At 63.1% G+C, this 12057-nt stretch carries 11 protein-coding genes and 1 pseudogene; 2 read left to right on the top strand and 10 right to left on the bottom strand.

What is annotated here, in order from left to right; genetic code table 11:
• Positions 1-599: 599 nt before the first annotated feature.
• The 6 genes and pseudogenes from tnpC to ACQY4S_RS19075 form a co-directional block, all read right to left on the bottom strand.
• On the bottom strand, positions 600-2174 hold the full coding sequence (gene tnpC, locus ACQY4S_RS19100) for an IS66 family transposase (RefSeq protein WP_428483866.1): 1575 nt from the start codon (positions 2172-2174) through the stop codon (positions 600-602).
• Between the two features lie 61 nt (positions 2175-2235).
• The gene (gene tnpB, locus ACQY4S_RS19095; protein ID WP_428483620.1) at positions 2236-2583 is read right to left on the bottom strand and encodes an IS66 family insertion sequence element accessory protein TnpB; all 348 of its coding nucleotides are present in this window, start codon (positions 2581-2583) and stop codon (positions 2236-2238) included.
• The gene (gene tnpA / locus ACQY4S_RS19090) at positions 2580-3068 is read right to left on the bottom strand and encodes an IS66-like element accessory protein TnpA (RefSeq protein ID WP_428483619.1); all 489 of its coding nucleotides are present in this window, start codon (positions 3066-3068) and stop codon (positions 2580-2582) included. The genes tnpB and tnpA overlap by 4 nt, the downstream gene beginning before the upstream one ends.
• Positions 3069-3211: 143 nt before the next feature.
• Positions 3212-3331, bottom strand: coding sequence for a hypothetical protein (locus ACQY4S_RS19085; protein WP_428486800.1), 120 nt, complete (start codon positions 3329-3331; stop codon positions 3212-3214).
• A 55-nt stretch (positions 3332-3386) separates the two neighbouring features.
• Positions 3387-3968, bottom strand: a pseudogene (locus tag ACQY4S_RS19080) (SDR family NAD(P)-dependent oxidoreductase).
• A 428-nt stretch (positions 3969-4396) separates the two neighbouring features.
• Positions 4397-7066, bottom strand: coding sequence for a beta strand repeat-containing protein (locus ACQY4S_RS19075; RefSeq protein ID WP_428486799.1), 2670 nt, complete (start codon positions 7064-7066; stop codon positions 4397-4399).
• Between the two features lie 397 nt (positions 7067-7463).
• Between ACQY4S_RS19075 and ACQY4S_RS19070 the strand changes: the two genes are divergently transcribed.
• Positions 7464-7799 (top strand): hypothetical protein, encoded by a 336-nt coding sequence (locus ACQY4S_RS19070; RefSeq protein ID WP_428486798.1) that lies wholly within the window; start codon positions 7464-7466, stop codon positions 7797-7799.
• A 38-nt stretch (positions 7800-7837) separates the two neighbouring features.
• Here ACQY4S_RS19070 and ACQY4S_RS19065 read toward each other — a convergent pair whose 3' ends face one another.
• The 3 genes from ACQY4S_RS19065 to andAc form a co-directional block, all read right to left on the bottom strand.
• Positions 7838-8278: a cupin domain-containing protein gene (locus ACQY4S_RS19065; RefSeq protein ID WP_428486797.1), complete on the bottom strand. Its 441-nt coding sequence runs from the start codon at positions 8276-8278 to the stop codon at positions 7838-7840.
• A gap of 145 nt (positions 8279-8423) precedes the next feature.
• On the bottom strand, positions 8424-8897 hold the full coding sequence (gene andAd, locus ACQY4S_RS19060) for an anthranilate 1,2-dioxygenase small subunit AndAd (RefSeq protein ID WP_428486796.1): 474 nt from the start codon (positions 8895-8897) through the stop codon (positions 8424-8426).
• Positions 8898-8902: 5 nt separating this feature from the next.
• Complete coding sequence (andAc, locus tag ACQY4S_RS19055) at positions 8903-10180, bottom strand: anthranilate 1,2-dioxygenase large subunit AndAc (protein WP_428486795.1); 1278 nt, start codon at positions 10178-10180, stop codon at positions 8903-8905.
• A gap of 263 nt (positions 10181-10443) precedes the next feature.
• Here andAc and ACQY4S_RS19050 point away from each other — a divergent pair, with 263 nt between their 5' ends.
• Positions 10444-11058, top strand: coding sequence for a PIG-L deacetylase family protein (locus ACQY4S_RS19050; protein WP_428486794.1), 615 nt, complete (start codon positions 10444-10446; stop codon positions 11056-11058).
• 403 nt (positions 11059-11461) lie between these two features.
• On the opposite strand, the gene ACQY4S_RS19045 is transcribed toward ACQY4S_RS19050, so the two are convergent.
• Positions 11462-11977 (bottom strand): adenine phosphoribosyltransferase, encoded by a 516-nt coding sequence (locus tag ACQY4S_RS19045; RefSeq protein WP_428486793.1) that lies wholly within the window; start codon positions 11975-11977, stop codon positions 11462-11464.
• Between the last annotated feature and the right edge of the window lie 80 nt (positions 11978-12057).

The raw sequence follows: 12057 nt of genomic DNA, 5'->3' as shown, positions 1-12057 counted from the left end.
GTAATTGCAGATGATCAAATTTTGTTATGCATCAGGAGCATGGCCGCCGCCGGGTTTTGGCGGATGTTCCCTTCGCATCTGCGGTATAAAGTTGCTTTCTAGTTACGGCGGCACCGCTGCCAGAGTTCCAGCGCTAGTCGCTGGAAAGGGGTCTCCGATCCCTGCGTCTCCCAGACGTGAAGCCTCCCTGTATACTTGCCCCGCTACCTTAACAGGTTAGCGGGGCTTTCTTTGTTGCCTTTGGCAGTGTTGGTGAATTGTTGGCAGGCGCCATCACGACTGATGCATGCGTCAAGGGTTTTGGCGCCGACGTCGACGCCACAAATGATCTCTGTCACGGTAAATTAGCCTTGTTCATGCGACGGGCCATCGAGCGACTGTCTGGTTGTGCGCGACGCGGCGGCGACAGGTCCCAGGAGTCGTGTCTGATGGCGGCCTGAGGGAGGACGGGCGACTGTCGCCGCGTACCGGGTTCCCTTGCAGCACGCTAGGGAGCCAGCATCCAGATATAAGGGTAGAATAGGGAAGGGCCGCACCCTTGTGCGGTGCCGGCCTCGGCAAAGCGTAAGCGTCGTGCCAACTCCACTGGTGTTTTGATGCTATCCCGTGTTGACACCAACTGGATCAGGATTCTTCCAAATCCACGGCAGCAGGCTGCGTAGTTGGTTCTGCTTGGTGCGGCCTGACACGATGCGTTCGAGCACATCGGTCAACCACGCCATGGGATCGACGTCATTCAGCTTCGCCGTCTGGATCAACGTGGCGACGATGGCCCAATGCCGCCCACCGCTATCGGCTCCGGCGAACAACGCATTCTTGCGTCCGAGGGCAACCGGACGCATGGCGCGCTCGACCGTGTTGGTATCCAACTCGATGCGGCCGTCGTCGAGGAACAGAATTAACCCGCCCCAATGGTTGAGCGCATAACGGATCGCCTGTGCCAGGGCGGAGCGACCCGATATGCGGCCAAGTTGCTCGTTCAGCCAGATGTACATGGCCGCAACAAGCGGGCGGCTGTGCTGTTGCCGTGCCTGGCGGCGTTCGTCGGCGGACTGGCCGCGAATGTTGGCCTCGATCGCATAAAGAGCCGCAATCTGCCGCAGTGCCTCTTCGGCGAGCGGTGATTTGGTAGCGATATGGATGTCGTAAAACTTTCGGCGTGTATGAGCCCAACAGAAAGCCAGTTGGGTTGCGCCGTCCGCGGTCGCGGCGACTAGACGGCCGAACCCGGCATAGCCATCGACCTGGAGCAGACCGCGGAATCCCTTTAGATGCACCGCCGGATGATCCGCCTTGCGGTCTTCGCTGTAGACGTAAGCCGCGGCGGAATGGCCCGGCCCCTGCCAGGAGCGATTGTCGACGGCATAGCACCATAACCGTCCGGTCTTGGTGCGTCCCCGGCCGGGGTCGAGCACCGGCAAAGTGGTATCATCGGCAAACACTTTGGGCGACGACAGTACCGTGCTCAGCATCAGTTCGTGCAGCGGGGCCAGCCACCAGCAGGCCCGGCCCACCCAGTTGCATAACGTCGAACGATCCAGCGTCACACCCTGACGGGCGAAGATCTGCGACTGGCGATACAGCGGCAGATGATCGGCATATTTGTTGACCAGCACATGCGCCAGCAGCGCCTCGGTGGCCATGCCACCATCGATCGGCCGCTCCGGGGCGGGCGCCTGCACGACGGCTTGCTCGCAGGCCCGGCAGCCATAGCGCGGACGGCGGATCACCCGCACCCGCAATTGGGCAGGAACGTAATCCAGCATCTCCGCCCGATCCTCACCGATCGGATGCAGCGTGCCGCCGCAGCAGGGACACGCCTTGTCTTCGACATCGATAACGACCTCAACCCGCGGCAGATGTGCCGGCAACGCGCCGCGGTTGCGCTGCGGCGGCTTTATCGGACGCGCCACTGGTTCGGCATCCGACGCCGCCACCGCTGGCGGCGGTATCGCCGCTTCCAACCCGGCTGCCTGCTCGGCCAGGGATTGCTCCAGGTCTTCCAGTCCATGCTGCAATGTCTCGTCGTCCAACTGCTCGGACCGGCGGCCAAACCGATTGCGTTGCAGGCCGGCGATTAGCAGTTGCAGCCGCTCGATCTCGGCCAGCGCGGCGCGCAGGATCAGCTGCAACGTCGCCGGATCGCCGGGTAGAGCGGTGGGAGCGGTGAACACGCTCGGAGGCTGGAGTATCGGCGCAAAGCGGCGCCAATGAATCCTGCGTGAGCCGCCGCGCTCAGCCTGCCAGTTCCGGGCGGCGCACCCGCTGCGGCATCCGCCAGTCAATCCCTTCCAGCAGCATCGACACCTGTGCAGCCGTCAGCGACACCCGCCCAGTGGTCGTCACCGGCCACACGAAGTGGCCCTTCTCCAGCCGTTTGCTGAACAGGCACAGGCCCTGACCATCATACCAAAGCAGCTTGACCAGACTACCGCGCTTGCCGCGGAAGGCGAACAAGGCGCCGCTGAACGGGTCCTCCGCCAGCACCTGCTGGGCCAGCATCGCCAAGCCATCCATCCCTTTGCGCATATCGGTGTGCCCGCAGGCCAGCCACACCCGCGCACCCAATGGCAAGCTGATCATCCGCGCAGCGCCGACAGCACGCGTCGCAAGGCACGGGGATCGACTTGCGCGTCCACACGCAACGTCGTGCCGTTCGGCAGAACGATCTCGATCAGACCGGCCGGTTGGGCCGATGTAGGGGGTGGCGTCGGCGCCGGGATCATGCTGCCTTCGACGTGCGGCATTGTCCTGCCAGCCGCCACTTCAACCCGGGCAAAGCGTCCAAGCATCGGCGCCGCGACACTCGGCTGCGCCGCCAGCAAGGCCTGTCGCCAGCTATAAAGTTGACCGGTGCCGATGCCGTGCTGACGCGCCACCTCGGTCGGTGACGCACCAGGCGCCAGGCTCTGCGCCGCGATCGTCTGCTTCTGCTCAACCGTCCAGCGTCGGCGCCGCTCACCGCGGGTAATCAACTCGACCGGCGGCGTGCGAGCGCTCTTATGACTGCTCGTATGAGCGCTCTTTGGCGCCGCAGGCATCGCGGCTGGGTTCGCGTTCGTCTCCATGAGACAAACCCATCACATTTTCAGCCGTCAGCGCCAGGTGGGCCGAACGCGACGCTTACGGCAAAGCGGTGAATCCTCGGCCTGCGCCCGTCTCTATGGGACCGACCATATCCTGATCGCAGCGGTTACGCGCTTGTAAACCCTCAGTTGATGTTGGTACCGTCATCGGCGTCGATTACCTCGCCAGCCATGAACAGCAGTTCGGCGGTTGCGAGGAAGGCAACCACCACGGCGATGTCCTCTAGCGTGCCGACGCGGCCCATCGGCGTTGCCGCGCCGAGCTAATTCATATGGCTGTCGAACGCATTCCGCGTGCGGTCAGTCAAAAATCGAGCCTGGGCAGACGGCATTGACCAGGATCAGGGGCGCCAGATCGCGCGCCCGGCCGCGGGTCAGGCCGAGTACAGCGGCCTTGGTCGCGCTGTAGGCGAAGCGGCTGGCTGCCTGTGCACTGCCACCGGTGGTCGCCGCGACGGAGGCAATGTTGATGATCCGGCCACCGCCGCTTTCCAGTATCCTCGGTGCCACCGCCTCATTCCAGTTAAAGACGCCCTTGAAGTTCACCGCCCTGCCTTGGTCCCATTCCGCTTCTGTGATCTCCAGCACCCGCTGCGGCTGCACTATCGCGGCGTTGTCCACCAGCACATCGACCTGGCCCAGACGTTGCGCGATTAGCGCGACCTGGATTCACACGGCCTGGTAGTCCAAGATATCGACAGGAACCGGCAGCGCCCGCACGCCCAGCGCTTCGATCACCTTCACCGTCTCGGCAAGTTGTTCCTCCCGCAGATTGATGATGGCGTGGTCGTGGTCGTGGCGAGCGAGCGCCTGGGCAATGGCCTTGCCGATGCCACGAGCCGCGCCTGTCACGATGGCAACCTTACGGATCTGGTTCGACATGGCAGTATTTCCTAATCATTGGCTGCCTCGCTATGATCGCGCATTTCCATACTGGCTAATCGCTCCGCGCCTGCGTGGTCTTGATGTTGATATACTTGATTGGATTCCGGATTATTCCTAGTCAGGAAAGGCGACGAGATGAACAGCGATCACCGGGCGCCTGGCGGGATTGGAAATCGGGGAGCCAAGCACGATGATCTTCCCTAAAACGTCCAACGCGACACCTTACCTAGCAAAGGTGCCGCGTTGGATAGCCTCGAGATCAGGTTAAACTTTTTGCCAAAATTTCCCACCCTCTCGTTCGTGGCTGGACGACTGGTATTGTCAGGCCAGCATCTGGAGCTGTTTCTGCCTCGGAACCATCCGGCGGACGCGGGATGCCGGAAGTGCCTTGGTTAACGGCGCCGTTCGATCTGCTTCTGCTTCATTCAATTCCCATGCACATACATGTAGTTACTGTGACTCGCCGGATCGTTGCCGAATGACACGGTCAGGCGTCCGTCGGTCAGATCCGCCTTTGTGTATCCCACCAGCGTCATCGAGGCGATCGGCTTGTTCGCGGCGGTCGCGTGCAAGGTCAGACCGGTGTATCCAGCAGCACCTTGATTGTCTTCCCAGTCGAGGTTGAAGTCTGCGGCTGTCACGCCGTAGACCGTGGTAGCGTCGCCCACATGGAAGTTGGCGATCGTGCTCCAGATGTCGGCGGTGGCAATACGGTCATCGACAAAGAACGTGTCATTGCCACTGCCGCCGACAAGGAAGTTGGACCCGGTCGAGCCATCCAGGACGTTGGTGCCACCCACCTTGCTGACATCGATCGCATCAGTGCCGGAGCCGGTATGGATGAACGAATTCGCAACCGTCGCGGTGATATTGAGACTGTCCGTCGTGATGTTGATGTACTGGTGCTGCAGGCCGGCAACTGGCCCGGTATAGGTATCTCCGGCCGCGCTCGTGCTGTTATGCGTCGTGGTATCAGCCACCATGAAATTGGCCGATGGCGGTGGCGGTGGCGGTGCGGCGGCGGTTATCGTCAGCGTGGTGCTAGCGGTGGTGGTGGCACTGCCTTCGGCGACAGTCAGCCCGAAGCTGGTGGCGGCACTGCTGCCAGGCGCGACCTGATGAGCCGTGGGCGCGAACACCAGACCCTGCAACTCGGTGCTGAGGCTGGCTGGGCTGGTGGCGGCGAGGCTGTATGTGCCATTGCCAGTCTTGCTCAGGCCAGCGCCGGACAACAGCCCATCAGCGTCTGTGGCGACACCGCTGCTGGTCAGCGTGATGCTGGCACTGGTTGCGGCACCCAGATCAGGGTCACCGATCGCAATCGCGGCGAACGGAGCCAGGGCGGCGGTATCGGTGCCTGCCTCACGGGCCGGCAGGCCGGTGATGGTGGGCGCGGCCGTCTGCGCGGTCACGGTCAGCGTTGTGCTGGCGCTGGTGGTGGCGCTGCCTTCGGCGATGGTCAGGCCGAAGCTGGTGGCGACAGTGCTGCCGGGAGCCACCTGACGGGCGGTGGGCGTGAACATCAGCGCCTGCAGTTCGGCACTCAGGGTGGCTGGGCTGGTGGTGGCGAGGCTGTATGTGCCAATGCCGGTCTTGCGCAGGCCGGCGCCGGACAACAGGCCATCGGCGTCGGTGGCGACACCGCCGCTGGTCAGCCTGATGCTGGCACTGGTTGCGGCACCCACGTCGGGATCGCTGACCGCGACCGCGGCGAACGGGGTCTGGGAGACCGTATCGATGCCAGTCTCGCCGGCCGCCAATCCGTTGATGGTCGGGGCGGTCTGCGTGGTCACGATCACGGTGGTGTTGCCGCCAGCAAGCGTCGTGCCGAAGCCTACGCCGGCATAGCTGCCGGACAGCGCGATGGAGCCGACGGTCTGGGTGCCGTCGCTGAGAACCAGTGTGCCACCCTGCAGCACCGCACTGGTGGCGCTGATGCCTTGCAGCACGATGGTATCGCCGAGCTTGGCGGAGATGCTGCCGGCAAAGGCCGCGGGCGTGTCCAGCCGCAGCGTATCGTCGCCGTTCATCACAATCGTTTGGCCGGCCGACACGCCGTCCAATTCCAGCGTCGCCCCGGCGCTGTCAAGCGTGCCGGTCTTCCCGTCGACATCAAACCCGACCGTGCCCGTGCCGGTCAGGCCGCCGAGGACCTGCAGGGCTCCGCCGACCGCTTCCAGGGTGCCGTCGTTGACCACACCGCCGGCAATCGTGGCGCTGCCCTGGACGATGCCGCGGTTGATGTCGAGACCGCCCGTGGTGACGGTTCCGGCCACCAGGTTGAGCATGGCGCCAGCATCGATGCTCAGTGTATTGGTGGTCGTGTAATCGCGGCCGCCCAGCACATCAAGCGTGCCGCGGCTGCCGATTTCCATCAACGTCGATTCGATACCAACATATTTGGTCCCGTTCCACTCGTTGATCTCGGAGGTCGGCGCATTAAGGAACAGTTCTGTCCAGCCGTCCGGGATCAGCGGCGGTCCCTCCATCGTCGCAATGTTGACGATCAGGTTCTGCAGCGTGCCGCCCAGGTTGATGGTGGCGCCGGGACCCTTCGCCTCGAAAATTCCGTCGAACAGCAGGGTGCCGCTCATTTCGGCAATCGATTTCGTATCGACGGTGACGGTGCCGAGTGCCTGCAACCAGTCCGTGACATAGAGACCGTTGGTGCCGGTAATGAGGTCGTTGCCCTCCGCCTGAATGAAGGCATCAACCGTGCCGGGGTTGACGATGGTGCCGTTGTTCATCACGATCGTGGTCTGCAGCGAACCGCTCAGGCGTCCGGCTGACGAGTCGGTGCCGCCTGACGTGTTGGTGAAGGCCAGGGTGCCGTCGATCTCCAGCAGCGCGGCGTCATAAACAGGAATATTGGTCCCGGCGAGGTTGGTGACCCCGTTCATGATCAATGAGTTGACGGTCTCCGACTCGCCCGTGGCGATCGTTACCGTATACGCGCCATTGGTCGGCGCGGCGTCGATTGTCACATCGGCCGCGGGATCGCTTGGAATAAGGCTCGGAGCTCCCGTGCCCGGAGTCCAGTTCGCCGCCGTATTCCAGTCACCACCCGTGCCGGTGGTCCAACTATATGTCGCCATTTGAAACCTGCTATGTTGTCTGTTCGAGTACAGCCGCGTATCGGCAAAGCAGAGCCAAATTACCGGCGCGATCGTGCCAGTCATTCCAGTCGTACGAAGCCGCTGTTCGAACTCCTGTTAAGTATCCAAGAAGCCGTGCGAGCCAGTGCACCACCGCTTCCTTGACGTTGATAATGCCAAATGATTATTCAGACGAGAAATCACGTCGGCTTTACATCAATCGGAAAACATAACTGTGATGTTAACATAATAATTTCTCATCATGGACTCGATGGCCTGACGCAGAGGGCGTTGCTGCGTCAGCCTGGAACCGCCATGGTTCGCCGATGCGTCCCAAAAACCGAGCGGCGCATCAAGGCCATGGCATTTCTCCGACTGGCGGTTACAGTGTTCGCACATGCAGCAGGAAAACCAGCCGCCGGCGGATGCAGTGGCACGGACCGCAACAAACCGCGGCCGGCCGTCATCCGGTCAGGACGTCGCCGGGCCGCGGCTTCTGGTCGCGGTTCCAGCCGCCTTCCTGCTGGTGTTCTTCGTCGTCCCGAATGGCTTCCTGCTGACGACAAGCTTTCTCAGATCCGAGGACCAGGTGCTGACCGACCAGTTCACCCTGGAGAATTTTATCTATCTGCTCACCCGGCCGCTGTATCTGCATGCCATCCTGCGCAGCTTCTGGATCAGTGCCCTCACCGGTGCGCTGGTCGTGCTGCTGGCTTATCCGCTCGCCTACTAGCTGGGCCGCACCGCCAGCCGCTGGCGCGGCATCTTCATTTACCCTGGCGGCGGCAGGAAATGGATGTTGTGCTCCGACGCGATGCGGACCACCTCGGCCGGATCGCCCAGTCCGTCAAGCCGGACGAACAGGTCGTATAGCGTCCGCGACGGCGCCACCCAGAACAGCGCCCGGGTGTTGGCGCTGCTGTGGTTGAAGATGCCGTGCCTGGACCCCGTCGGCAGCCGGATCAGGTCACCCGCGGTGGCCTTCAGATCCGCGCCGTCCAGCCATAGGTCGAAATCGCCTTCCAGCACACGGACGAACTCGTCCTGATCGGGATGCATGTGCGGCGGCACAAATGTACCCGGCGGGAACAGCGTATCAAAGGCGAAGGATGCCTCGGACAACTGCACTGGCTTGTAGGTCTGTCCAAGGATGTCCCAGACGATATCGTCCAGGCTTTCGCCGTAACGGGTGATCCCGGTTTCCGCTGCCATATGCTTCTTCCCTAAACAGGCCGGTATGTCTCACCAACGCAGGTTGTCGACGCAGGTTCACCGCCGGCGCCGGTCTGGATCAGCCGACACAACAGGACCGCCGGCACACCCGTTACCACCGGCAACACCATTACGGACCCGTCGCCTAAATTGGAAACGCCAGCACGGTCTGCACCCGCAAGGTGTCATAGATACAGCGTTTGGACCGGAAGCGCAGTCCCGGCGGCGTCCGCACCACGTGATCGAGGTAGCAGCCAGCCTGGTAGATGCTGGAGGTCCCGTCCCGCGACGTGTTTACGACCACGTAACTGGTCCGCATCGAAAAGCTTCCCGCCGCCTGTTGCGTCCATTCCATGCCGGAAAGACAATGACGATATTGCGGCTTTTCATAGATGTTGGCGTTGCGCAGCGCCAGCACCCGGTCGCGTAACATGCGGGCATTGTCGCAATGGATCACCGGCGCTGGCAGGCCCTGGTCCTCGTTCTCCTTGGAAACGATCTCGTACAGACAATCCTCGGTGAACATGGCCGGCCATTCCTCGATCCGGTCATTGTCCAGCGCCGCCACGTAGCGGTCCTGCAAGGCGGACAGCTCCAGGCGTATCAGCAGGTCTTCCACCGATGCTACGCCTCCGCCAGGGCAGACGTCTGGAAGCCCATCAGCGCCTGGTAGCCGATCCAGAAACGCCGGATCAGACTCTCGGTGATCAAGGTCGCCTGCTCATCCGGCGCGGCGCGCGACATGTCGATCACCGAATTCGCCTCGCCGTCGCGGACGGTGCCGCGCTGCACCAGTTCGGTCGCCTCGGTATCTTCCATCGAGATATAGCCGGCGGGCCCCACCAGGTTGGCCTGCTTGATCCGCAGTTTCCGTAGCTCTGGCGTGTCGTCCTCATAGCCGAAAAAGTGAAAGACCAGTTCGAAATGGTCCGGTCCCTTCGGCAGCAACTGGCGCGCCACCAGCGTGTTGTGGATCTGCTGGATGACCAGTTGCGGAAAAATTGGCTGGATATGGTTGGTGGTCAGTTCCTCGTATTCCTGGTGCATCGCCAGGATCGAGTCGTCCTCCAGCTTGAAGCCCTCGTCATACGACCGGATCTGCTGCGCCTTGTAGTCGGCCGAACTGTCCTGGTCCTGGTTCTTCGAGACGTAGATGATGCTGTGCAGCCCGTGCGCCGCGTCCGGCACGCACTTGGCCCGCATGCCGACACGGAAGATGTTGAACGTGGTGTGGAACAGGTGCAGCAGGCTCGCGTGGTACGGGTCCTTCACGTTCTCCAGGTACAGCTTCCAGTTGCTGTCGGAGAACTGCCGCGTGCAGCCGAGGTAGACCACCGGCTTGCAGAAGATGCGATCGACAAAGGGCCGCATCTGTGGGCCAATATAGCTGGCCAGGTCCGCCACGGTGTCGCTGAACGTGGCGAACACCAGCCCGCGGCAGCTCTCCACCCGAAGCTGGCGCAGATTGTGCTGGTTCGGGTCGAAATCCTTCGGCATGCCGGTGGCGTTCGCCTGGCCGCGCCGGAACGGCACGCCCTGCAGGTTGCCCTTCGTGCCGTAGTTCCATTGGTGGTAGACGCAGGTGTGCGACAGCGCGTTGCCGCGCGGCAGACGGCAGACCTCGGCGCCGCGATGCGCGCAGCGATTGACCCAGGCCGCCAATTTACCGTCCTCGGTGCGCGTCATCACCACCGGCGTGTCGCCAACAAAGCTGCTCTTAAAGTCGCCCGGCTTCGGGATCTCGGCTTCCAGGCCAAGGAAACTCCAGGTCGGTCCGCGATAGATCCGCTCCTGCTCAAGGGCATAGATCGCGTCGGAACTATAGACCTTGTAGGGAACACGGGAGCCATCCGCGTTGGGAAACACGGCCAGCCCATGAGTTGCCGGCTGCTGATCCATCATCTGCTCCTTTCTGACGCCCTGGTTTTAAACCGTCCGGTCCAGACATCTTCCCGATACGGTCGGCGGCGCTGAACCCTGATACACGATGTGGCAATAAACGCGTCGTTTATCCAGGTGCGACACGCTCCTAACATTCTGACAGGCCGCCGCTCGCCATGATGGGATTGGGCGACGACGGATTCGAGCGACCATGCCTCACGCGCGGCCAATACTTGTCCACAAACCCCTGGATGATGCAAACCCTGACCTTGAGAGCCAGCCGCATGCAAACCGCCACGTGGGAGACGCTCACCGGCAGCGAGAACCTGCTGATCCTGGCGCCTGGTCCCGGCGACGAAAGCCTGATCTTCGGCGGCCTGATCGCGCGAAGCTGTCGCCGCGGCCGGCCGCCGTTCGTCGTGGTACTGACCGACGGCAGCGCCACCAATCCAGGCTCCAACGCCTTGAATCCGGATCAACTGGCCAACCTGCACGAGCGGGAAACCCGGGCAGCCGCACGCCATCTCGGTCTGCCCGTCAACCGCCTGCTGATGGCCGGGCTGCTCGACGGCACGCTTCCCGCCGAGGGTCCGCCGTTCGACGCCGTGGTGCGCGGCCTGACGCTGATCATGTGGGCGCGCGACTGCAACGTGATCTGCGCGCCTGGCCCGGACAGCGCGCCGGCCGAAGCGATCGCGGCTCACCGGATCGCTGCCGCGGTCGCCGTTCGCAGCGGCGTGGGCCTGCTGTGGGGTCTGACCTGTCTGAGCCGGCGGACGTATGGCTGGCGCCTGGATATCGCCCCGGAACTGCCGGCCAAGCGCGCCGCTATCGCCGCTCATGCCGCGCTTCAGACAATCGCCGAACCAACGCCGCATGAGGCTTTCATCCGGCCATGACCCATTTCATCGCGGCGAAACTGGTCTGACGGCACTTCCCGGCCTGCTTGATCGGGTTCGGCGCGAGGTCGGCTGAAGCCAACTGGACAGGACGCTCTGGCAGCGGCCATTGCTGGTCGCTGAACAGCCGGCGGCACGGAAGCTGCCTCCGACCTACCGCCATCTGGCGATCCGGCCAAACCCACCGTTTGGCGGCCGGATCAGTCATGAGGATATTCGATTGGCGCTCTGATCATTGACCGGGCCTCCGAGCAGGGCATTACGGGCGAGAAGGGCGTTACCGAACCTTTGGTCTGAACAAGGAGCAAGGCACGTGCCACAAAGCCGAGCCCCAGGCCCTCGTCTGCGCCCCCGATCCCTTGCCGCCTCCTATCCGTGCGGCGACCGGTCCGTCAGGTCGGGACTACGCGTCATACGACACCAGCGCCTCGCACGGCACGTCGAGGCGCGCTCGGCCGTTCAGGAAACTTAGCTCGATCAGCGCCGCCGCGGCGGGGACCACGGCACCGACCTGACGCAGCAGGGCAATTCCGGCTGCCATGGTGCCGCCGGTGGCGAGCAGATCGTCCACCACCACCACACGCTGACCCGGCTGCACCGCATCGGCTTGGATCTCCACCCGGTCCTCGCCATATTCCAGCGCATAGTTCAGCCCGACGGTCGCGCCGGGCAGCTTCCCGCGTTTTCGGATCATGATGAAGCCACACCCTAGTTTCAGCGCCAGCGGCGCGGCGATCAGGAAGCCGCGGCTTTCGACGCCGGCGACCAGATCCGGCATGTAGGCCCGCACCGCGCGCGCCATCCTTCCCATTGCGACCTGCCAGGCATCAGCCTCCCGCAGCAGGGTAGAGATGTCGTAGAAGAGGATCCCCGGCTTGGGGAAATCCGGGATGCCGCGGATGTGGTCTTTCAGGTCCATGTCGGCGCCCTTGCTGATGTCGGGCGCCAAGGTAGGGCGGCGCTCGCGGCGCGGCAACCGCTGTTGCGTGGCGCGATAAA

Source organism: Rhodopila sp. (assembly GCF_965276935.1).
Taxonomy (GTDB): domain Bacteria; phylum Pseudomonadota; class Alphaproteobacteria; order Acetobacterales; family Acetobacteraceae; genus Rhodopila.
The sequence above is the reverse complement of the archived record's forward strand: the minus strand, read 5'-3'. Positions and strand labels throughout refer to the sequence as shown.